We start from the raw sequence: 21,337 nt of genomic DNA on the forward strand, positions 1-21,337 counted from the left end.
CCATGGCGACGATCAGCCACTTTGAACGCGCTGGAAAACACGGTCTCAGCCTGGTCGGTGAGCTGAATATCTACAGCGCTGCAACGTTGCGCCAGGAACTCTTGCAAGCCCTGGAGCCACACTCGCAGTTGCTGATCGACCTCGCCGGTATCGAGGACTTCGACACCGCTGGCGTACAGCTTTTGCTGGTACTCGAACGTGAAGCAGTGCGGCAGGAAAAAGTCGTCAACTTCGTCCGCCATTCCGCCGTCGTGTGGGAAGTGCTGGAGCTGCTCAATCTGGTCGCCGAGCTCGGTGATTCAACGTCAGGCACGCACGATCAAGCGGAGGTCAGCCAATGAATCTGGACAGCGCTCGTGGTGCGTTGGTGCAAGAGGGGCGCGAGTTGCTGGCGGCCATGGAAGAGGCGCTGCTGGCGATCGAAGACCAGGGCTTCACCGAAGAACGGATCAACGCGATTTTCCGTGCCGCCCACACCATCAAGGGCTCCGCCGGCCTGTTTGGCCTGGAGTCGCTGGTCAGTTTTACCCATGTCGCGGAAAGTTTGCTGGATCAGGTGCGCACCGGTGAACTGTTCGTCGAAGGGGCCATGCTTTCGCTGCTGCTGACCTGCGGCGATTACATCGGCAGCCTCCTCACGGCAGTCGAGGAGGGCAGCGAAATGCACGAGCCGAACGCAGTGCTGCGTGCGCATTTGCTGGTGCAGTTGCAAGAGTATCTGGACCGCACCCACAGCGACCCCGGGCCGGAAGGCGAGGTGTCCGGTTCGAGTGAATCCGCGCTTGATGAGACATCCGGTGAACCGCTGAACAGCCACTTCTGGCACTTGTCCCTGCGCCTGTCGGCGGACGTGCTGCGCAATGGCATGGACCCGCTGTCCTTCCTGCGCTATTTGAGCAAACTCGGGCGCATCGTCCATCTGCATACCGTCACCGAGCAACTGCCCATCGGCGACAGCTTCGATCCCGAAAGCTGTTACCTGGGCTTTGAGCTGGAGCTCGAATCCTCAGCCAGCAAGCAACAGATCGAGGACGTCTTCGAGTTTGTCCGCGACGATTGCCAGCTCAGCATTCTGGCCCCCCACAGTCGGGTCGAAGAGTACCTGGACCTGATCAAGGTACTGCCGGAATCGCCGCAGCGCCTGGGCGAAATCCTCTTGCAGAGTGGCGCACTCACGCCGACCGAACTTGACCGCGTGCTGGATCGTCAGCGTCTTGAAGCACCTCCTGCGCCGCTACTGGGTTCGCTGCTGCTGGAAGAACAACTGGTTCCGCCACCGGTGATGACCGCCGCGCTGAACAAGCAGAAACACAACGAAGACAAGCGTGTTCACGAACAGGTGTTCATCAAGGTCGAGGTGGGCAAGCTCGACCAGTTGATCAACCTGGTCGGTGAGCTGGTGATCGCGGGCGCGGCGACCAATCTGCACGCCCTGCGCCGGGACATGGACATGCTGGAAGAGGCGGCGCAATCCATGTCGGTGCTGGTCGAAAGCATCCGTGACGCATCGCTGAGCCTGCGCATGGTCGCCATCGGCGAAGTGTTCCAGCGCTTTCCCCGGGTGGTGCGGGACATCTCCAAAGAGCTTGGCAAGGACATTCAGCTGCTGGTGACTGGTGCCGACACCGAACTCGACAAATCCATGGTGGAAAGACTCGCCGACCCATTGATGCACATCGTGCGCAACGCCATGGACCACGGGATCGAGACGGCGCAAGAGCGCCTGGGCAATGGCAAGGTCGCCAGCGGTTCGTTGCGCCTCAACGCCTACCACGAGTCCGGCAGCATCGTCATTGAAGTCAGTGACGACGGCCGTGGGCTGGATCGCCAGCGCATTCTGGCCAAGGCGATTCAGCGTGGCCTGGTCCCGTCGGATCAACCGCTGAGCGATGCCGAAGTCTATCGGCTGATATTCGAACCGGGTTTTTCCACCGCCGAACACGTGACCAATCTGTCCGGTCGCGGTGTGGGCATGGATGTGGTGCGCCGCAACATCGAACTGCTGCGCGGGGAAGTGGAAGTGCTCAGTGAGTTTGGTCGCGGCACCACCGTGCGCATTCGTCTGCCGTTGACCCTGGCGATCATCGACGGGTTCCAGGTGCGGGTCGGCGAAGAACACTTCGTACTGCCGCTGGAACAGGTGATCGAGTGCGTCGACCTGCCACCGCAGGAAGGGCGTCATCACCTGATCAGCCTGCGTGGCGAACCCTTGCCATTCCTGCGTCTGCGCGATCTGTTCGGCATCACCGGCGGTGCCACCGGGCGCGAAAGCCTGGTGGTGCTGCAGCACGGCGCACACCGTGCCGGCCTGGTGGTGGATCAACTCGTTGGAGAATTCCAGGCGGTGATCAAGCCGCTGGGCATGTTGTTCCAGAAAAGTCGCGGTTTGAGTGGTTCGACCATCCTCGGTGACGGGCGCGTTGCGCTGATCCTCGATGTCGCCAACCTGCTCCAGCGTGCCAATGCCTTGTCAGTCGAAACGCCCGGTCGCCCCATGGATGTTGCACCTGACGTCAATCGCAGTGTGATGAATTAACTTAAGTCGTCGGAGAGAAAATATGCAGTGGTTCGCGAATCTGAAGTTGGGTGCAAAGCTGATCTCCACGTTCCTGGTGGTCGCCCTGGTCGCGCTGGTAATCGGCCTGGCCGCGGTCATCAATATCGGCAAAGTCAACGATCTGATGACCTCGATGTACAGTGATCGACTGGTGCCGATCCGTGACTTGAACAAGCTGCAGATCGAGTTGGTTCAACACAACCGCCGGGCCTATGTTTCCGTGGCCATGAACGACCCGGCGATCACCACTTACCAGCAAACCGAAAACGCCAACTCGGTGCGCAAGATCGAGGAACTGGTTGCGGCCTACCGCCAGACCTATCTGGTCGACGCGGAAAAACGCCTGCTGGAACAATATGATCAACAAATGCCGGCCTACCTGGCTTCGGCCAAAACCGTGACGGATCTGTTGCTGGCGAGCCAGTCCGCAGAGGCGCTCGAACGTCTGCGCAATGAAACCAAACCAACGTTCGAAGCCGTGCTGAAAACCGTCTCCGATCTGGTTGAGGTCAACAGCAAGACCGCCGAGACGGTCAACCTCGAAGCTGACCAGATCGTTGTCGGCATCAATAACTTCATGATCAGCCTGATGATCGGCGGCTTTGTCCTGGCCCTGGCATTGGGGTTGCTGATTACTCGCATGATCGTGCGTCAGGTGGGTGGCGAGCCGGCGGCGGCAATGGATGTCCTGCAGCGTGTATCGGGCGGTGATCTGACGGTCGACGTGCAACTGCGCCAGGGCGACAACACCAGCATGCTCTACAGCTTGCAACTGATGGTGGGCCGTCTGCGGGCGATCATGAGCGACGTACGCATGACCGCCGATTCGCTGGCCTCTGCCTCGGAACAAGTCGCGGCGTCTTCCGAAGCCTTGAGCCAGAACGCTTCCGAGCAAGCGGCCAACGTCGAGGAAACCAGTGCATCGGTAGAGCAGATATCCGCCACCGTGGCGCAGAACACCGAGAACGCCAAAGTCACCGACAGCATGGCCAGCCAGTCGGCCAAGGATGCGGTCGAGGGCGGCGAAGCGGTGGGCCAGATGGTCCATGCGATGCGCCAGATTGCGCAGAAGATCAGCATCATCGATGACATTGCCTACCAGACCAACCTGCTGGCGCTCAACGCGGCCATCGAAGCGGCGCGCGCCGGCGATCATGGCAAGGGCTTCGCGGTGGTCGCGGCCGAAGTGCGCAAGCTCGCCGAGCGCAGTCAAGTGGCGGCCCAGGAGATCGGCGGCGTGGCCACCGACAGCGTGACCCTGGCCGAGCGCGCCGGGCAGTTGCTTGATCAGATGGTGCCGTCGATCCGCAAGACGGCCGACCTGGTGCAGGAAATCACCGCGGCTTCGCGCGAGCAGAATACCGGGCTTGAGCAAATCAATCTGGCGGTCAGTCAATTAGCGCAGACCACTCAGGTCAACGCGTCGGCCTCTGAAGAGTTGTCCTCGACGTCGGAAGAAATGAGCACCCAGGCGGTGCAGCTGCAAGAGATGATTCAGTTCTTCCGCATCGGCGATGAAAACCTGAAAAAGTCCAGCCAGGCACTGGCTCCGGCACGCCGGCCACAACGGGCCGAGGTGATTCCGATGCGACGTCCTTCGCAGGAAGAGATAGTCGATGAAGCAGCGTTCACTCGATTCTAAGAGGTTGTCGCCATGTCTTCGTCAACACTGAGTCAGAGCCGTGCACCGGCTCTGCAAGAAGCTCCGCTGATTCAACAGTTCCTCACGCTGACCCTGGGTGATGAGCTGTACGCGCTGCCGATCGAGCACATCCGCGAGATCATCGAATTCGGCGGCCTGACGAAAATCCCGATGATGCCGGCGTTCCTGCGCGGGGTGATCAACCTGCGTGGGGCGGTGCTGCCGGTTGTCGATCTGTCGGTTCGTTTCGGTCACGAGCGAACGACGATCGGCCGGCGCACCTGCATCGTGATCGTCGAGGTGGTACAGGACGACGAGGCCCAGATGCTGGGCATCATCGTCGACGCGGTGAATGAAGTGCTGGCTGTCGAAGCCAACCAGGTGGATGCGCGGCCGGCGTTCGGCGCACGCATTCGCGCCGACTTCATCGCCGGCATCCTCAGCCAGAACGATCGGTTCGTCATCGTGCTCGACATTCGCCAGGTTCTGTCGGTAGACGAAATCCGCGAATTGGTGGGCATGACTTCGCACGACAAATAGGACGCAATGCATGCCAGTCGATAGTGCGTGTTCAGCATTGGTTTCGACCATCAGCGATCAGGAGTTCGGCCTGTTCCAGCAGTTTTTCCATGAGCAGATCGGGCTCCAGTTGACCACCGTGAAAAAGCCGTTGCTGTGTGGACGGCTGTCGAAGCGACTGACGGCTTTGGGACTGGACAATTACCGCGCCTATTACAATTTGCTGGTGTCGAAGGCTGGCGCGCAGGAGCGGGAAACGGCGATCGACCTGATTACCACTCATGAGACCTACTTCTTCCGCGAGCCCAAGCACTTCGAACTGCTGCAGCACAAAGTGATTCCCGGCCTGCATGCCAGCCCGGAGTTGCGGGTGTGGAGCGCCGCCAGCTCGACCGGAGAAGAGGCCTACACCCTGGCGATGATTCTCGACAGCTTTCGCTCGCCCAAACCCTGGACGGTCATCGCGTCCGATATCAGCCGCCAGGTCCTGGTCAATGCCCAGCGCGGGCTGTACCCGATGAGTCGCGGCGAGCGCATTCCCGCGCCTTACCTCAAGCGTTACTGCCTGCGGGGCACCGGGCGTTACGCCGGGTATTTCATGGTCGAGGCGCCGTTGCGCGAGCGCGTGGAGTTCATTCCGGGCAACCTGACGCAGCAGGACAGTTCACTGGGCATGTTCGACGTAATTCTGCTGCGCAACGTGCTGATCTATTTCGATCAGCCGACCAAGCTGCTGGTGCTGCGCAATGTGGTGGAGCGGTTGAAGCCGGGCGGCTGGCTGATGGTCGGGCATTCCGAGTCGCTGCATGATTTGCGTTTGCCGCTGGAACTGGTCACGCCGTCGGTTTATCGCAAGGTCTGTGCATGAGCGAAAAATTGTTCATCAAACCGGGCGGCTGGTTTTTCGGCAGTGGCGACTGCCAGGTCGAAACGGTGCTGGGCTCCTGCGTCACGATCACACTTTGGCATCCCGCGCAAAAGCTAGGCGGGTTGTGTCATTTCATGCTGCCCAACCGCTTGCGTGATGCAGTGCAGAAGCTCGATGGTCGATACGGCGAAGAGGCTGTGCTGTGGTTGAAAGGCCAGGCCTGGGCCAACGGCGTGGATATCCGCGACTGCGAAGCCAAGCTGTTCGGTGGCGCGCGGGCTCTGGTCGGGACCAACGGGCACCATGGCGTAGGCGTGCGCAATATTCGCTTTGCCGAGGAGTGCCTGCGGGCCGAGGGCGTCGCCGTCGTCAGCTGTGACCTGGGCGGGCAGGGGCATCGCTACCTCAGGTTCGATCTTTCCAATGGCGACGTCTGGGTGCGCCATGGGGCGCCTTTGGCATTGCCCGGCAGTTGGGGCAAGAAGGTTTTATGAGCATCAAGGTAATGATCGTCGATGACTCCGCTGTCATGCGCCAGGTCATGCAGGAATTGTTGTCCGGGCATAAAGACATTGCGGTGATCGGCACGGCGATGGACCCGCTGCTGGCTTTGCAGAAGATGCAAGGCAACTGGCCGGACGTGATTTTGTTGGACGTCGAGATGCCGCGCATGGACGGCATCACCTTCCTTCGGCAAATCATGGCCAGCCGACCGACGCCGGTGGTGATCTGTTCGACGCTGACAGAAAAAGGCGCCGACGTGACGCTTCAGGCGCTGGCTGCCGGCGCTGTCGAAGTCATCGCCAAACCCACCGCGGGCCTGCGCGATTTTCTCCAGCAGAGCGCCAATGAACTGGTGACGGCCATCCGCACTGCGGCGCAAGCACGTCCTCGTCGCAACCGGCCCGAGGCAGGCAGCTACAAATCGCCGCCGGTGAAGCTGACGGCAGATGCGTTGCTACCGGCGTCCGGCAGTCTGCACACCCTGCGCACGACGCAAAAAATCGCCGTGCTCGGCACGTCCACCGGCGGCACCCAAGCGCTGGAAGTGGTGCTGCGCGAGCTGGGGGTCAACTGTCCGGGCATTGCCATCGTGCAACACATGCCCGAGCGATTTACCCGCAGTTTCGCTGAACGCTTGAACTCGCTGTGTGCCATCGAAGTGCGTGAAGCGCGCGACGGCGACCGGCTGTTGCCAGGCCTGGCGCTGATTGCGCCGGGCGGGCGGCACATGCAGATAAAACGCAGCGGTGCGCAGTATTACGTTGAGGTCAGGGACGGTCCGCTGGTCAGCCGGCACCGGCCTTCGGTCGATGTGCTGTTTCGTTCTGCGGCGCAGCAGGCCGGCAGCAATGTGCTCGGGGTGATCATGACCGGCATGGGGGACGATGGAGCCAGGGGGATGAAAGAAATGTTCGACGCGAAGGCCCGTACTTATGCGCAGGACGAGGACAGTTGTGTGGTGTTCGGCATGCCCAAAGAAGCCATCAAGCTGGGAGGGGCCGGGCAGATCGTTGCGCTCGACGCTATTGCGGCGTTGTTGATGGGTTGGCAGTGAGACAGGGAGGGGCGGGTATGCAGTCGAGTATTACTCCAAAACGTATCCTGGTCGTGGACGACAGTCAGGTACAACGTGAATTCGCCGTGGACCTGTGTTCGCGACTGGGCGCTACGGAAATCCACCAGGCCGAGGACGGACATCAGGCCATTGCCATGTTGCGTGAAGTGCCGCACATCGAAGTGGTGATTCTCGACCTGGAGATGCCCGGCATGGACGGTGTGCAGGTGTTGCACGAGATGGTCCGGCTGGGCATGGACCCGGCGGTGATCGTCGCCAGTGCGCGGGAAAGCGTACTGCTCACGGTCGTCGAGAGCATGGGCAAGAGCCTGGGCGTCAAGCTTCTGGGCGTGTTGCAGAAGCCGGTTAGCCTCAGTCAACTGGCGACGAGCCTGGGGCGTTATGCCGCGGTGGTGCAGCAGCGCGACACCTTCCTCGCGCTGGCCGAGCAAGGGCCGGAACTGACCGCAGAAGACGTCGCCGACGGCTTGCGCAATCAGCAGTTCTGCGCCTATTTCCAGCCCAAGGTTTCATTGCAGGATGGCCGGTTGAGCGGTGTGGAAGCCCTGATTCGCTGGCAACATCCCAAGCATGGTCTGTTGCTTCCCGGACATTTTCTCGATCTGGTCGAGCGCAGCGAAAACATGTCGGCGATCACCATGCTGATACTCGAATTGTCCTTGCGTCATTGTCAGAAATGGCACGCCGACGGCCTGCCGGTCAGCGTCGCGATCAACCTGTCGGCACGCTCGCTGGCGGATTCGAAACTGGCGGACGCGATCATCGAACGGGTAGCGGCCAGCGGTATCGCTCCGCACTACCTGATGCTGGAAATTACCGAAAGCGCGCTGATGACCGACCTGGCCATCACCCAGGGAACGCTGGCACGTTTGCGCCTCAAGGGTTTCGGTCTGTCGGTGGACGATTACGGAACCGGCTTCTCCTGCATGTTGCAGTTGTCACGCGTGCCATGTTCCGAATTGAAGGTCGACCGTGCTTTCGTCAACGGCGCGAGTGAAAACGTTCATCTGCGAATTCTGCTGGAAAGCGCACTGGACATCGCCCGGCGATTGAAGCTCAAAGTGGTGGCCGAAGGTGTGGAAACCCATAAGGACTGGGAGCTACTTCGCGAGTTGGGATGCGATGAGGCGCAGGGTTACTTCATTGCCAAGCCCATGCCGGGTGAAGCCTTGCTGCTCTGGTGGAGTGCCAACCAGCAGCGGTTGCAGAAGCTGTTGAAGCCTGCTGGTTTTTTTCGGCGGATTTTCGGTAGCGATTGACGCGATGGATTTGTCGGCACCGCGGGTGGGGGGGCATCAAAGTGCCTTGGGATTGGCAGACTGGAATGAGGTGACAGTTTTGAACTGGACCAAACCTATTTCCCAACCATCATCGAGCCACGAGGGCCGTACGCCATGGGCAGATTTTTTCTACCCTGGCTCGCAGCTCCAACCTGTTTGGTGTCTGACCGTTTGGAACCCTGGGCGGCGAACAATGGCCGTATTACTCGCCTGTTAGGTCACAGCACAGAGTTGGGCGGTTTTCTTTTTCCCAAAGCGGGCGGATTTTTCTGCGTCCTCGCTTTAACGGCATGAAACCTTCCAAAGTTGATCGAGCCTGGTCGTGTAGTTCTGGCTCATCAATTCCCGACGCATGCCCCAGGCAGGATTCACCGGTACGCTGGCCGTACGCAGTGTGCCTTTCCCCCAGCGCTGGTTGATCTCATCCAGGACCGTCATGACCTTCGTGGCCTCGGCGGGCTGTGAGATGGCAAACAGGTCATCGGTGTACTCACCAGGTTGGCAGAGGTTGAGTAGCATCACTTCGGCCTTGCTGTAGTTGAATCCTGGTCTGAAAAGTCGATCAAGTGCGTCGACGGCGGCTTTCGTCAATAGTGTAGGGTCACAAAATAGACGATTCGGGAGCCCCAGCAAACGTTGGTAGAAAATCATCTTCTTCGTGGATCCGCCGGTTGGGATTCACAAAATAAATGAGAAAAGCTTACTCACCTAAGAATGCTCCAATCAACTTGCCGCACGGCGGCAAGTCGAAATTTCCTCGGGACGCACCGCTATTTGCCAAAAAACGACCGATGCTTCGTGTATTGAGGGCTATTTCGTCTGGTCTTCCGTGTTAAGCACGCAACTCGCCCATACCCATCAGCTGTTTTCGAGCCATCCACAGGTTTGACAGGGCGAACAGCGTGGTCAACTGAGCTGTGATTTTCATCAGTCCACGAAAGCGCACTTTAACGTAACCAAACTGCCGCTTGATCACCCGAAACGGATGTTCAACCTTGGCCCGTGTCTGAGCTTTGCAGTACTCGATCTTGCGCTTGGCTTTGTACAGCAGGCTGCGTTTATTCAACTTGGAATAGGTGCTGCGGCGCGCTGCGATTTGACAGATCACTTCACGATTTTCATGCTCTTCACGCTTCTCGACACCGGTGTATCCAGCGTCCGCATAAACCGCGTTTTCTTCGCCATGCAGTAGCTCGGCGACCTGTGTGACATCGGCCACATTGGCGGCGGTACCATGGACGTGATGAACCAATCCCGACTCTGCATCGGCGCCAATATGGGCCTTCATCCCGAAGAAATACTGATTACCTTTCTTGGTCTGATGCATCTCAGGATCGCGCTTGCCTTCCTCGTTCTTGGTGGAACTGGGGGCATGAATAATGGTGGCATCGACGATAGTGCCTTGACGCAGCGACAGGCCTTTTTCTTGTAAATAACCGTTGATGACCGCGAGGATCGCAGGTGCGAGTTGATGCTTCTCCAGCAAGTGCCGGAAGTTCATGATCGTAGTGTCTTCCGGGATCGGCGCGCTCAACGTCAGGCGTGCGAATTGGCGCATGGGCGTGATTTCGTAGAGCGCTTCTTCCATGGCCGGATCGCTCAGGGAGAACCAGTTCTGCAACAGATGGATGCGCAGCATGGTTTCCAGCGGATACGGTTTACGGCCACCGCCGGCCTTGGGGTAGAACGGCTCGATCAGCCCCAGCAGGCCTGTCCAGGGCACGACCTGATCCATCTCGGCGAGGAAGCGTTCGCGGCGTGTCTGCTTACGTTTTCCGGCGTATTCGAAATCGGAAAAGCTCATCTGGCTCATGGGCAGCTCGGATCAGGTTGTCAGGCGTATTTCAGCACAGTTGAAGACTTGTTCGGAGATTCCCTAACAGAATAGATGCGACCGAGTAGAAACGTGCTCAATTCGACCTTCAGCCGTTCATCCAGCGCGTTTGCGTATAAACATAAATTTGACGGTGCAGAGCCCATGCCTCTGATCATAAAATCAGACATCCCTCGGTATCGGTATCACAAGCTCTAAACAAGGGATTCAGCATGAACAACCCTCGCTCCGCCCAAACCGCTAAACCGAAGCCACGTGCCAAGAAAGGTAACCGCGACTCCGTTACCGTGGTGCGCGAAACGGCTCGCACCGGCGACGAGGATTTCACTTACTTCGTTGTCACCGGAAAACTTCGGTCGACCAAGTGAGGCCGAGTGGTGTTACCGCCAATGCATTTTTGACCCAGGTGCCGACGCAATTCTGACCCAACCCAGCAGTCTGAAAGCGAAACTCAACAACGAGTTCGGAATTCGAAACTAGGTCAATGAAATTCCAGCGTGTGGGTGCGTCGGCGGCAACAAACTCACTTCGCCGGCCAGCCAAGCAACGCCATAAAACGCACCTTGACCGCACCCTCAGGCATATCCTGAAAAAAAGATAGAAGTAGCTTGAATTGTTGGAACCGAACCCACCGCCCCGATTCATTTACTTCCCCCTCACGTTCCTCGGAGTACACGTCGGCAAAAAAGATTGCAGCCACTTCCGCTACTCGCTCAAGAATACTCTCCGGATAGCCCCTAGCAAAAATCTCCCCAGCACGAGGGGCCAAAAATTCCATTCTTCCCGCATTAAATCGGGACTTATTCATGAAAGAGCAGCATCAGGCATTATATGATGCCTATAAATGACGTAGCCGCATAATCGCATCGGTGATGGATCGTGCATTCGTGTCCAGCGTTTCCATGGCCCCCATTGCATTAGCAGCAACACTCCCCACGCCATTCTCAGAGAGCCACTTGGTTACCTCTTCAATGGCCGCACATATGGCATGCTGGTTGTGCAGGAGTAGTGTGAGAGCGTCCGCTGTGGCAATGTTGGCTTGCGAGTTATCTGGCATGGGTATCGTCCTTGAGGAACGGGTGTGGGAATACTAGCTTAACTCGTCGCTGTCTGGAGCCACTTCTCCAGACTCGCTGACACCTGGGTAATTGCACTGACTTGACCATTCATTTGCAATCGACCTAACCGGCCATTTGCAACGGATTTGACCTTCACCCCCAAGCCTCCATGACCAGGAGTGAAAGGCTAAAAGCAGCTGGTGGACGCGAAAGCTATGCTTGGTTTGTACGGGGCTGCAGGTAGTGCGGATAGGGTAGTGTTGGTGCGGGGCTCAGCCAACGAGCCATCCAACGCGCAAACTGGCAAACGGAGTTCCGCCAAGAGGACTGTGGGTAGGCTCGATGCTGGATGTGTACATTTCAATATTCCTGAAAAATTTTAATTTATCTTGAAAATGACCGCTTCCTGTTTGCAAACATAACCCGAGGCGCCCGATTGCATGCAGCGTATACCGAACAGCGTCGGGCATTGTGCAGTCAATACCAAGGTTCTCGGGGGCGTATGCATGGCGTTGAATCGTGTCAGCACTTCCAGGCCATCCAGTTTGGGAATGCTGATATCGAGAATGAGCAGGTCGGGCATGCATTCGCGCACCATCTGCATGGCATCGACACCATTATCGGTTTCACCGATGACCTTGAAGCCCTCGTGTTCAAGCAACATACGAACGGCAAGCCGGATGACTGGGTGATCGTCGACGATAAAAACGGAGTTCATAATCAAATCCCATGCGAGCTCAGATAAAGCGCGCACCTTAGCTCAGATAGTTGAGGCGACGTATGAACTGACGAGGCCGTCGTTGCAATATAGGAATGTTCCTACATGCAAAAAGGAATTGGCTTACGAGTCAAACGGTTTTTTGCCGGGTTTTCACAAATAGTGTTGCTGTTTAATTGCGCGGTGCAGGGCGCTGTTTTGTGAGTTGCACAGTTTTTATCAGCGCCTGGTTGCAGGGTCAGGGAATCAATTTCAATAACTGCCTCAGTTCGCACTGTTTCAATGGTTTTATCAAGTAACCAAGTAATGGCAGCCCATTGAGGATGGCCAGGTTTTCAAGTTCACCCAATTCAGTGGATGTCAGACTGCTTAAAAGTATTGCCTGCTTGATCATCCCCTGATGACTGGCAATTTTAATCAGGTCAATACCGGATACTTCGGGCAGGCATTGATCGCATAATAGGATATCGAACGGCTGCTCTGCCCTGAGCATGTGTTGCAACGCGCCTCTGGCACAGTCGCTGGTGGTCAAGTGAGTGAAGCCGTAACTCTCAAGCAGGCATTGAGTCGCCCTGAGCTGAAACGGATGGTCTTCCACCAGCATGATGCGCAGTTTGTCGTTGATCATATTATTCACGCTTCTTCTATCGGAACCGATAGGCGTGATTGTTTCGCGTCCAAGCCGCGCATTCGATCAGTGCACTCGACAGAAGCTGTAGGGGGATTCGGTGTTTGTTGAATGTTTTTTGGGTTTTCAGGACGGATCGGCCATTACCGGAGGAGGGTGATGGCTGATCGGCCGTTTGTCGTCAGTGGCTGGAACGCCCCGTCATCTCGAGGGCCATGTGGCTGGCGTAGCTGTCGGTCATGCCGGCGATGAAGTCGATCATGCGCAGGAACGAGTTGTGCAGGGGGCCGTTCGGGTCGGGCGCATTGTTGCCCAGCAGGTCGAGAACGCGCCGGCTCTTGAAGGACGGCGTTCGACCGTTGTGTTGTTCCAGTGCGGCGCCGCAGAATGCATTGAGCAGGATCTCCAGGGTGGTGTAGGCACCGATCTCGTGCAGGGTCTTGCGTTTGTCCTGGAAGATCTTCTGTCGAGCCATGTCCTTTGCGTTGAGGACGCAACGTTTGGCCGGGCCGTGCATATGCTCCACCAGGTCGCCGGTCAGGGAGCCGGCCAGCAGCGCGTCCTGTTGCTCGACAAAGGCGCGGGCCGCTGCGTTGGTCAGGTGTTCGATGGCCTTGCCCCGCAGGATCGCCAGTTTGCGCCGACGCGAATCCTCGGGGCCGAGCAGGCGATAGGTTTGCGGTAAATCGTCGCCCACCAGGTCCAGTAGCAGGGATTCGACTTCGGCGTACTCCAGCAACTCCATTTCCAGGCCGTCTTCCAGGTCGATCAACGCATAGCAGATGTCATCGGCGGCTTCCATCAGGTACACCAGCGGATGGCGTGCCCAGCGCTGCTCCTCAAGCTGCGGCAGGCCAAGTTTTTGCGCGATCTGCTCCAGCAGCGGCAGTTCGCTCTGGTAGCAACCGAACTTGTGTTTCTTGTACCCCAGGGAGTCGGCGTGCCTGGCTGTCCATGGGTATTTCAGGTAAGTGCCCAGGGTGGCATAGGTCAGCCGGGTGCCGCCGTCGAACTGGTGATATTCAAGCTGGGTCAGTACCCGGAAGCCTTGGGCGTTGCCTTCGAAATTGAGAAAATCATTGCGCTGCTCTTCGTTCATCGCGTCCAGCCAGCCCCGTCCGGCGGCTTGCTGGAACCAGTGCCGAATCGCGTCTTCGCCGGAATGGCCAAAGGGTGGATTACCGATGTCATGGGCCAGGCAGGCCGATTGCACCACCATCCCCAGATCGCTGGGTTCACACCACTCGGGCAGGGCGCTGCGCAGGGTTTCGCCGACGCGCATACCCAGTGAACGGCCGACGCAACTGACTTCCAGCGAGTGGGTCAGGCGCGTGTGGATATGGTCGTTGCTGTGCACCGGATGAACTTGAGTCTTGCGCCCGAGACGGCGGAACGCTCCCGAGAAAATGATCCGGTCATGGTCTTTGTGAAAAGGGCTGCGGCCCACTTCTTCCGGGCTGTACAGGGGCTTTCCGAGGCGTTCGCGGGTAAGCAGGGTAGGCCAATCCAAGGCTGGTTCTCTCCGTCAGGTGACTGATTGTCTAGCTTCCCGGTTCGCATCGGTGCCTGCAAGTGTCGCTACAGCCCGATTGCGTCGATATCGATGAGCAACAGGCGTTTGCCGTTGTCGAAAAATTGCCCGGCGGTGAGGCAGTACTGATTGCTGGTGGCGTCGCGGTAGGTATTGGAAAGGGTCAGCTGACGGTCTTCCCAGCCCTGGGCCAGCAGGTGATAGAAATACGGACGCCACGACCAGTTATGGCCCAGGTAGCGGTTGTCGGCGACCCAGCCGTTGTTGCGCCATTCCAGGTTGGGCGTCAGCTGCGTACCGTGCCGGTCGCACTGGTAGAAACGCAGCAGCCAGGGAAAGGCATCCAGTTGTGGCAAGGCATCCAGGGGCGCGCAAGCCTGTGCCCAGGCCTGCAGGATCGCCATCAGTTCGCTCAGTTGCTGGCGCATGATCTTCAGGCGACCGCGCTCGGCCAGCTTTTGCTGCACATAACGCTGGCGCAGGTACGCAAAGCGCTCGACGAAGGCGTCAGCGGCAAAGAAATCCGCTTGTGCTGCGGCAAACAGAAAGCCCTGGACATAACGTGAGCCGCACTCCAGGGCAAAATTCAGTTGCGCTTCGGTCTCCACGCCTTCGGCGATGATCCAGCATCCGGTTTTTTCCGCCATTTGTGCCAGCGCCTTGACCACATCGCTGCTTGGCCCGCCCAGCGCCGCCGCCTGGAACAGGCGCATATCGAGCTTGAGAATGTCCGGTTGCAGCGCCAGTACCCGATCGAGCTGAGAGTATCCGGCGCCGAAATCATCGATGGCGATCCGTGCGCCGGCTTGCCGATAGCGTGCCACCACTTGTGCCAGGCGCTGGATGTCGCCACCCAGTTCAGTGATTTCGAAAACGATGCGCTGCGGGTCGACACCGTGTTTTTGCAGTTGTGCGAGGCTCGGCAACGGTTGGTCCGGGCGCAGGCGGCTGATCCAGCGTGGGGAAATGTTCAGGCTGAGAAACCAGTCGCCGGGCGCTTCATGCAAGCGACTCAGCGCGTTGTCGCGTAGCTGGCGGTCCAGGCGACGCAGGGCAACGGCGTTGGTTCGGGGATCGTCGAACAGCGGCCCCACTGAAGCCAGTTGGCCGTCGGCCTGGCGCAGTCGACCCAGGGCTTCCACGCCGGCGATACGGCCGGTGGCGGTATCGATGAACGGCTGAAAGCAGGCGAGCGGTTGCCCGTGGATCACAAGGCCTCCTTAGATGGATCTTGTTTTTGGATAAAGCCTGGTCACCGGGTAGGCGCGCAGGATAGAACCCCTCGATGGAGAGGTTCAATCCCGTGGGTACTGCAAGAATGTAGCCAGATCTGACAGTGTCAGTGTTTGCGCGAAGAACCTTGCAAGACCAGTTTGACCAGGGGCGCCAGGGTGGTGCCCAGGCGGACCAGTCGGGCCAGGCTGCCCAGGCCAGCGCCGCTCTTGGCGCCTTTGCCGCTCAGAAAACCCAGCAGGGTGACGGCGGCCACGCCCCACAGAGGGGCATGCTTGATGCCGAAGCCGTCCTGCAGGTTCTGGGTCATGCCACGCACCCGCTGCAAGGGTTGCAGCAGTTGCGCGGATTCGTGGCGGATCTCCTGGCGATGCATTTCCATGCGCAGGCGAATCAGTGCCTTGCGCATTTCCGTGCGCGAGCTGTTTCGAGGCAGTTCAGGCAGGTTCATGGCAGCAGGCGCTCCCGATCATTGGCCAGCTCTTCCAACGTGCCATGGAAGGGCGAGGACTCATCGAAGATCGCGGCTCGCAGGCGCATTGCGCAGAAGACGCAGGCAAGGCTGTAGAACACGCAGAGCGAAATGATGGCGGCCAGGCGGTATGTGTCCCAAAACAGGATCAACACCAGGGTCGACAACCCCACCAGCAACAGCAAGGCAAACACCAACGCCAAGCCTGCAAACAGCAACAGGCTCACGGTGCGGGCTTTTTGTTCCTGCAATTCGATGCCGAACAATTCGACATGGCTGTGCAGCAGTCCAAGGAAAGCGGCACCCAGGCGCCGCGGTGATGAACTTGGGCCTGTTCCGGACGAGCCGGATTCATCGATCGCCATATCAGCGCCGAGTTGCCAGCAGGCCAATCAGGAAGCCCACGCCGGCCGCGATGCCAACCGATTGCCATGGGTTGGCCTGGACATAGTCCTCGGTGGCGGTCACGGCAGCCTTGCCGCGTTCGCGCAGGGAGTCTTCGGTCAGCTTCAGGGTTTCACGTGCACGCAGCAGACTGTCGTGGATCTGGTCGCGCAATTCATCGGCCTGGTCACCGGCCAGGGAGGCGGTGTGTTCCAGCAACCGTTCGGTATCGCTGACCAGTGTCTGAAAATCGCTCATCAGAATTTCTTGAGCAGTCTTTGCCTTGATGCTGGCCATTGGTGATCTCCATAAGTGGCGTCTGAAACGTTCGAGTATGAGCCTTGTGCGAAGGTTCAGTACAAATGACTGGTACAACTTTTGCTGTGTCCTGGTGCGTCTGCCCGCGCCGTTGCGCTGTTGCTGGGCAAGATTCCAGTAAAACCTTAACTCAAACAATCGAAACCCGCGCAAATGTCCCGGTCGTGATTGGCCTTGATGAACCCTGTGCTCCAAAACGGTTCATCGGGAGAGATTTGGTCGAATCGACAAGTCTCAACTTGGTGCATGGATTGCCCGCGCGAACTGCTTTGGTGCTTTTTTCAGCCTTAAGGTCTGCCAAATCCATGGAAAATCTGCAAAGCGCTGTGGACACCCTGGTCCATAGCTCCAATACGTTGTTCATCCTGATCGGTGCGGTCATGGTGCTGGCCATGCACGCCGGCTTCGCCTTTCTCGAGGTCGGTACGGTCCGGCAAAAAAACCAGGTCAACGCCTTGTCGAAAATCCTCAGCGACTTCGCCGTTTCGACCCTGGCCTACTTCTTTATAGGCTATTGGATCTCCTATGGGGTTACCTTCATGCAGCCGGCGGCCGTGATCAGTGCCGATCACGGCTATGGCCTGGTGAAGTTTTTCTTCCTGCTGACCTTTGCCGCGGCGATCCCGGCGATTATTTCCGGGGGCATCGCCGAGCGTGCCCGGTTCGTCCCGCAATTGTGCGCGACAGCGCTGATCGTGGCGTTCATCTATCCCTTCTTCGAGGGCATGATCTGGAACGGCAACCTGGGTTTGCAGGCCTGGCTGCAAGAGCGCTTCGGTGCCAGCTTCCATGATTTCGCCGGTTCCGTGGTGGTGCACGCCATGGGCGGTTGGCTGGCGCTTGCAGCGGTGCTGTTGCTGGGACCGCGCAATGGGCGTTATCGCGAAGGGAAGCTGGTGGCATTCGCGCCGTCGAGCATCCCGTTTCTGGCCTTGGGCTCGTGGATTCTCATCGTCGGCTGGTTCGGCTTCAACGTGATGAGCGCGCAAACCCTGCAAGGGGTCAGCGGGCTGGTCGCGGTGAACTCGCTGATGGCCATGGTCGGCGGTACGGTGGCGGCGCTGATCGTCGGGCGCAATGACCCGGGCTTTCTGCACAACGGCCCACTGGCTGGCCTTGTGGCAATCTGTGCCGGCTCCGACCTGATGCACCCGGTGGGCGCGCTGGTTACCGGTGCCATCGCCGGGGCGCTGTTTGTCTGGTGCTTTACCGCCGCGCAAGGAAAATGGCACATCGATGACGTGCTGGGCGTGTGGCCGCTGCACGGTCTGTGCGGCGCGTGGGGCGGGATCGCCTGCGGCATTTTCGGCAAGACGACCTTGGGCGGGTTGGGCGGTGTGAGCCTGGTCAGCCAGTTGATCGGCACTGCACTGGGTGTGGTAGTGGCGCTGGCCGGTGGTTTTGCGGTGTATGGCGTGATCAAGGCATTTCATGGTTTGCGCCTGAGCCAGGAAGAGGAGTATTACGGCGCGGACTTGTCGGTGCACAAGATCGGCGCTGTCAGCCAGGATTAGCTTGGGTTCATTGGCTCGACGGCATTTCGGGGCAGGCCTAGAATAAGCACTTAATTTTCTGGTAGAGCGCTCATGCTTCCTGAATGTCAGCTGTTCGGCACTCTCGGGTGCCATCTCTGTGAAGTGGCCGAAGCCATGTTGATGGAGTTTGTCGAGCGAGGCTTGCTGGTGGAGTTGGTGGATATCACTGAGGACGAAGCATGGTTCCAGGCCTACAGCCTGCGGATTCCGGTGTTGCGTCGGGTCGATACAGGTGCCGAGTTGGGCTGGCCTTTTGGTTCCGACGAAGTCGTGCAATTCCTGAAATAAGCGGCCGCCCGCCTGACAATCCCCTTGGCTAAACTGACGCGATTCGGATACTGTATACGCATACAGTTATTCGGATTGTTGCCTTACTGCCGCTGATTTCGGCGTTCAGCGGGGCAAGTCCGGGCGTGAGAGGGTCAGTCGTGGTCAATGTCGAACAATTGAAGAACAGCGTTAACCGCATGTCGGTGGATGTGGTACGTGAAGCCGTCGCCGAATTGCGCTTGGACGGCTTAGTGACGGAAGGCAAAACGCCCTTCAACAAGCTGCATTTCAATACCTGTTTTGCTGAAATCGAAGCCTTGTTTCAGCGCGCAGGCTATCACCGGCAGCTGGATGTCGTGGGTTATCAGGGTTTGCTGTACGCATTGTATGACCCGGGTCGCTGGGAGGCGGTCGACGTGCTGCGCTGGCTCAAGGAGTACACCGAGGCCGCCGGGCGCGCACAGATACCGGCTTGAGGATTCTGCGCTAGGTTCGTTTGCGCCGCTGTTGGATAATGCCGCCCTGCATTCAAGGTAAGAGCTTTTGTATGTCCACTTCATCATTTTCTGCTGCACACAGCCAGGCCAGCACGCTGTACTTGCCGCCCGGCCCGTGGCAGACCGTTTTCGATTGCCTGTGCGAGCACTTCAGCGCCATCGGTCGTGAACAGTGGCTGGACAGAATTGCTCGCGGCCGCGTGCTCGATGGGCAGGGCGCACCGATTGCCTTGGACCTGCCTTACAAGGAAGGCCTGCGGATTCACTATTTTCGCGAAGTGCCGGACGAAAAAGCGATCCCGGTGGTCGAGTCGATCCTCTACGCGGACGAGCATCTGGTCGTGGCGGACAAACCACATTTCCTGCCCGTGACCCCGGCGGGTGAATACGTCGAACAGACCTTGTTGCGCCGCCTTATCCGTCGCCTGGATAACCCGCATCTGGTGCCCTTGCATCGCATCGACCGGCATACGGCGGGGCTTGTGCTGTTCTCCGCCAACCCGCAAAGCCGCTCGGCGTATCAGTCGTTGTTTCCAACGCGGCAAATCGAAAAGCGCTACGAGGCCATTGCCCGGGCGTTGCCTGAGCTGACTTTCCCGTTGGTGCACAAGAGCCGGCTCATCGATGGCGAGCCTTTCTTCCGCATGCAGGAAGGTCCGGGCGCGAGCAATACCGAGACGGCTGTCGAAGTCAGGGAAAAAAACGGTGATCTTTGGCGTTATGGGCTTTATCCGGTAACGGGCAAGAAGCATCAGTTGCGGGTGCATATGACAGCCCTGGGCGCCAGTATCTGCAACGACCCGTTTTATCCTCGGGTGCTCAAGGACGTGGAAGATGACTACTCCAACCCGCTGAAATTGCTGGCCCAGGGGCTGAAGTTTGTAGACCCGGTCACCGGCGAGAACAGGGAATTCGAGAGCGCAATCACGCTGCAATGGTGAGCAAGGGATTCAATAAAATCGAATTTATGCGCAGGTCTGGAGTCTTTTGATCAGGCGCCACGCCTGTGGCGTTCTATGAACTCGGTACAGCCACAACGTTTTTCGGCGTCCCGAGACCTCCCATGCAAGGAGATTTTCATGAAACGCACCGTTTTCGCTGGAATGTTGATTTGCACCGCCCTGTTGGCCTCTCCCGTATTTGCCGCGGACAACGACCTGTGCACTATCAAGCTGCAGGAACTCAAGGACAAAATCACCAGCCTGCCTGCCACGTCTGAAAACACCACCATGGAAATCAAGCGGATGCAGGCCAGCGCTGAAGCGGCCCGGGCTGCCAAAGATGACAGGAAATGCATCACCGAAGCCACGCAGGCGCTGGCAAGGGTGGATAAACTGAACAATGAGCCGAACCCGTAGCCCCGGGTTTTTCAGATGCAAACAAAAATGCCCCGACACGTCGGGGCATTTTCATGTATCCGGTAGTTGCCGCGAAGATTACAACTCTTTGACGGTACGAACCTGATCCTTGTTGATGCGGGTCTGCTTGCCATCCAGCTGTTCGAATTCGTAGAAGCCCGAATCCTTGTCGTAGTTTGGCGTGTCGACGGCCTGGATTTCGCGACCGTCATTCAAGGTGATCACGGTAGGCGATGCGCAACCGGCGAGGGTAGCGAGGCCCAGTGCAAGCATGAAAGTGGCCAGGGTCCGTTGAGTCATGGAAGTGTCTCCGTAAATGAATTCTTTTGGTTGCTGGGATTGAGACGTAAACAGCGCGTGCAAGTTCCTTGGTACTCAGTCTGACACAGCGTCCGGCGTGCTTAACAGTTCCGGCGTGTTGAGGTTCGCCAGGCGTGGATCGTTGTCGGGGCACTGCAATGCAGTCACGCCCAACTGGCGCATGAGCCGACCCGGACTGCGCTCACCCTCCCTCCAGGCGCTTTCGAAATCAGCACGCAGGGCCACGGGAATGATGCACAGTAGAGGTTCCCAGTGGCCGTCATGGCGCAGCATCAGCGGTTTGTCGGGATGCTCGGCGGCGGCTTCGCGCATGCGGGTGAGCAGTGCGTTGTCGATACGCGGGACATCACAAGGCAAGATTAGCAGGTGTGTATGCCGAGCAGCCTTCAGACCTGCACGAATACCCGCCAAGGGGCCCGGAAAGTCGCCTTCGTCGTCATGGACCAATTGATCGGCGTAGGGCGCGTACTTGTCCAGGTTCCTGTTGCACGAAATGATCAGGTCATCAGTCAGAGGGCGCGTCTTGCGGTGCAAATGCGCAATCAGCGGCTCGCCGTGCCATTCCAGCAATCCTTTGTCCCGGCCGCCCATGCGTTGGCCACGGCCGCCTGCCAGGAGCAAAATGGAGCAGGGTGGCAACGCTGGGTTCGAAGTCATGACAGGTCTCCATGGGGGCGGCGAAAAATGGGGGCGCTGTGATATAACACCGGGCTGTTTCTCCTACAACTGGACGAG

25 protein-coding genes and 2 pseudogenes are annotated in these 21,337 nt (G+C 58.4%); 14 read left to right on the forward strand and 13 right to left on the reverse strand.

Features of this window, described 5'->3' with window-relative positions:
- Positions 1 to 2 precede the first annotated feature (2 nt).
- Genes PMI35_RS29445 through PMI35_RS29410 form a run of 8 tightly spaced genes read left to right on the forward strand, consistent with a single transcriptional unit; the run spans position 3 to position 8,424 of the window.
- A complete protein-coding gene (locus PMI35_RS29445; RefSeq protein ID WP_008055083.1) occupies positions 3 to 341 on the forward strand; it encodes an STAS domain-containing protein in 339 nt (112 codons plus the stop codon).
- Positions 338 to 2,536, forward strand: coding sequence for a chemotaxis protein CheA (locus tag PMI35_RS29440; RefSeq protein ID WP_008055085.1), 2,199 nt, complete (start codon positions 338 to 340; stop codon positions 2,534 to 2,536). Before PMI35_RS29445 ends, PMI35_RS29440 begins: the two co-directional genes overlap by 4 nt.
- Before the next feature lie 22 nt (positions 2,537 to 2,558).
- Complete coding sequence (locus tag PMI35_RS29435) at positions 2,559 to 4,199, forward strand: methyl-accepting chemotaxis protein (RefSeq protein WP_008055087.1); 1,641 nt, start codon at positions 2,559 to 2,561, stop codon at positions 4,197 to 4,199.
- A gap of 12 nt (positions 4,200 to 4,211) precedes the next feature.
- Positions 4,212 to 4,739: a chemotaxis protein CheW gene (locus tag PMI35_RS29430; RefSeq protein ID WP_008055088.1), complete on the forward strand. Its 528-nt coding sequence runs from the start codon at positions 4,212 to 4,214 to the stop codon at positions 4,737 to 4,739.
- 10 nt (positions 4,740 to 4,749) lie between these two features.
- The gene (locus PMI35_RS29425; protein ID WP_008055089.1) at positions 4,750 to 5,586 is read left to right on the forward strand and encodes a CheR family methyltransferase; all 837 of its coding nucleotides are present in this window, start codon (positions 4,750 to 4,752) and stop codon (positions 5,584 to 5,586) included.
- Positions 5,583 to 6,080 (forward strand): chemotaxis protein CheD, encoded by a 498-nt coding sequence (locus PMI35_RS29420; protein ID WP_008055090.1) that lies wholly within the window; start codon positions 5,583 to 5,585, stop codon positions 6,078 to 6,080. Before PMI35_RS29425 ends, PMI35_RS29420 begins: the two co-directional genes overlap by 4 nt.
- On the forward strand, positions 6,077 to 7,144 hold the full coding sequence (locus PMI35_RS29415) for a protein-glutamate methylesterase/protein-glutamine glutaminase (RefSeq protein ID WP_008055091.1): 1,068 nt from the start codon (positions 6,077 to 6,079) through the stop codon (positions 7,142 to 7,144). Before PMI35_RS29420 ends, PMI35_RS29415 begins: the two co-directional genes overlap by 4 nt.
- Before the next feature lie 17 nt (positions 7,145 to 7,161).
- Positions 7,162 to 8,424, forward strand: a complete 1,263-nt coding sequence (locus PMI35_RS29410) for an EAL domain-containing response regulator (RefSeq protein WP_008055092.1) — start codon at positions 7,162 to 7,164, stop codon at positions 8,422 to 8,424.
- 303 nt (positions 8,425 to 8,727) lie between these two features.
- On the opposite strand, the pseudogene PMI35_RS0132180 reads toward PMI35_RS29410, so the two are convergent.
- Both PMI35_RS0132180 and PMI35_RS29405 read right to left on the reverse strand, forming a co-directional pair.
- Positions 8,728 to 9,048: pseudogene (locus PMI35_RS0132180) on the reverse strand (DUF4113 domain-containing protein); the annotation flags it as partial.
- Positions 9,049 to 9,277: 229 nt separating this feature from the next.
- Entirely contained in the window at positions 9,278 to 10,258 is a 981-nt protein-coding gene (locus tag PMI35_RS29405; RefSeq protein ID WP_008055094.1) for an IS5 family transposase, read from the reverse strand.
- A 233-nt stretch (positions 10,259 to 10,491) separates the two neighbouring features.
- Between PMI35_RS29405 and PMI35_RS34875 the strand changes: the two genes are divergently transcribed.
- The gene (locus PMI35_RS34875; protein ID WP_008055096.1) at positions 10,492 to 10,647 is read left to right on the forward strand and encodes a hypothetical protein; all 156 of its coding nucleotides are present in this window, start codon (positions 10,492 to 10,494) and stop codon (positions 10,645 to 10,647) included.
- Between the two features lie 155 nt (positions 10,648 to 10,802).
- On the opposite strand, the gene PMI35_RS0132185 is transcribed toward PMI35_RS34875, so the two are convergent.
- The 9 genes and pseudogenes from PMI35_RS0132185 to PMI35_RS29365 all read right to left on the reverse strand — a co-directional run bounded on the left by PMI35_RS0132185 (position 10,803) and on the right by PMI35_RS29365 (position 16,600).
- The gene (locus tag PMI35_RS0132185; protein ID WP_157295531.1) at positions 10,803 to 11,087 is read right to left on the reverse strand and encodes a hypothetical protein; all 285 of its coding nucleotides are present in this window, start codon (positions 11,085 to 11,087) and stop codon (positions 10,803 to 10,805) included.
- 30 nt (positions 11,088 to 11,117) lie between these two features.
- Positions 11,118 to 11,336: a hypothetical protein gene (locus tag PMI35_RS29400; protein ID WP_008055098.1), complete on the reverse strand. Its 219-nt coding sequence runs from the start codon at positions 11,334 to 11,336 to the stop codon at positions 11,118 to 11,120.
- 404 nt (positions 11,337 to 11,740) lie between these two features.
- Positions 11,741 to 12,055, reverse strand: a pseudogene (locus PMI35_RS29395) (response regulator); the annotation flags it as partial.
- A 238-nt stretch (positions 12,056 to 12,293) separates the two neighbouring features.
- Positions 12,294 to 12,683 carry a response regulator gene (locus tag PMI35_RS29390; protein ID WP_008055100.1) on the reverse strand — a complete coding sequence of 130 codons (390 nt, stop codon included), beginning with the start codon at positions 12,681 to 12,683 and terminating at the stop codon, positions 12,294 to 12,296.
- 181 nt (positions 12,684 to 12,864) lie between these two features.
- Positions 12,865 to 14,193, reverse strand: a complete 1,329-nt coding sequence (locus PMI35_RS29385) for a deoxyguanosinetriphosphate triphosphohydrolase (protein ID WP_008055101.1) — start codon at positions 14,191 to 14,193, stop codon at positions 12,865 to 12,867.
- Between the two features lie 68 nt (positions 14,194 to 14,261).
- Positions 14,262 to 15,425: an EAL domain-containing protein gene (locus tag PMI35_RS29380; RefSeq protein ID WP_008055102.1), complete on the reverse strand. Its 1,164-nt coding sequence runs from the start codon at positions 15,423 to 15,425 to the stop codon at positions 14,262 to 14,264.
- Between the two features lie 128 nt (positions 15,426 to 15,553).
- The gene (locus tag PMI35_RS29375; protein WP_008055103.1) at positions 15,554 to 15,898 is read right to left on the reverse strand and encodes a hypothetical protein; all 345 of its coding nucleotides are present in this window, start codon (positions 15,896 to 15,898) and stop codon (positions 15,554 to 15,556) included.
- Positions 15,895 to 16,284 (reverse strand): phage holin family protein, encoded by a 390-nt coding sequence (locus tag PMI35_RS29370; RefSeq protein ID WP_008055104.1) that lies wholly within the window; start codon positions 16,282 to 16,284, stop codon positions 15,895 to 15,897. The genes PMI35_RS29375 and PMI35_RS29370 overlap by 4 nt, the downstream gene beginning before the upstream one ends.
- A gap of 1 nt (position 16,285) precedes the next feature.
- Positions 16,286 to 16,600, reverse strand: a complete 315-nt coding sequence (locus PMI35_RS29365; RefSeq protein ID WP_008055105.1) for a DUF883 family protein — start codon at positions 16,598 to 16,600, stop codon at positions 16,286 to 16,288.
- A gap of 326 nt (positions 16,601 to 16,926) precedes the next feature.
- Between PMI35_RS29365 and PMI35_RS29360 the strand changes: the two genes are divergently transcribed.
- The 5 genes from PMI35_RS29360 to PMI35_RS29340 all read left to right on the forward strand — a co-directional run bounded on the left by PMI35_RS29360 (position 16,927) and on the right by PMI35_RS29340 (position 20,281).
- Positions 16,927 to 18,135 carry an ammonium transporter gene (locus PMI35_RS29360; protein WP_008055106.1) on the forward strand — a complete coding sequence of 403 codons (1,209 nt, stop codon included), beginning with the start codon at positions 16,927 to 16,929 and terminating at the stop codon, positions 18,133 to 18,135.
- A 72-nt stretch (positions 18,136 to 18,207) separates the two neighbouring features.
- Complete coding sequence (locus PMI35_RS29355; RefSeq protein ID WP_008055107.1) at positions 18,208 to 18,444, forward strand: glutaredoxin family protein; 237 nt, start codon at positions 18,208 to 18,210, stop codon at positions 18,442 to 18,444.
- 140 nt (positions 18,445 to 18,584) lie between these two features.
- Positions 18,585 to 18,902 carry a hypothetical protein gene (locus tag PMI35_RS29350; RefSeq protein WP_008055109.1) on the forward strand — a complete coding sequence of 106 codons (318 nt, stop codon included), beginning with the start codon at positions 18,585 to 18,587 and terminating at the stop codon, positions 18,900 to 18,902.
- A gap of 71 nt (positions 18,903 to 18,973) precedes the next feature.
- Complete coding sequence (locus PMI35_RS29345; protein WP_008055110.1) at positions 18,974 to 19,864, forward strand: pseudouridine synthase; 891 nt, start codon at positions 18,974 to 18,976, stop codon at positions 19,862 to 19,864.
- A 138-nt stretch (positions 19,865 to 20,002) separates the two neighbouring features.
- Positions 20,003 to 20,281: a hypothetical protein gene (locus PMI35_RS29340; protein WP_008055111.1), complete on the forward strand. Its 279-nt coding sequence runs from the start codon at positions 20,003 to 20,005 to the stop codon at positions 20,279 to 20,281.
- A 78-nt stretch (positions 20,282 to 20,359) separates the two neighbouring features.
- Here the strand turns inward: PMI35_RS29340 and PMI35_RS29335 are convergent, their stop codons facing one another.
- Together PMI35_RS29335 and mobA are read right to left on the reverse strand one after the other, a co-directional pair.
- Positions 20,360 to 20,581: a YgdI/YgdR family lipoprotein gene (locus PMI35_RS29335; protein ID WP_008055112.1), complete on the reverse strand. Its 222-nt coding sequence runs from the start codon at positions 20,579 to 20,581 to the stop codon at positions 20,360 to 20,362.
- A 75-nt stretch (positions 20,582 to 20,656) separates the two neighbouring features.
- Positions 20,657 to 21,259 (reverse strand): molybdenum cofactor guanylyltransferase MobA, encoded by a 603-nt coding sequence (gene mobA / locus PMI35_RS29330; protein ID WP_008055113.1) that lies wholly within the window; start codon positions 21,257 to 21,259, stop codon positions 20,657 to 20,659.
- Positions 21,260 to 21,337 lie beyond the last annotated feature (78 nt).

The organism is Pseudomonas sp. GM78 (genome assembly GCF_000282475.1).
Classification (GTDB): Bacteria; Pseudomonadota; Gammaproteobacteria; order Pseudomonadales; family Pseudomonadaceae; genus Aquipseudomonas.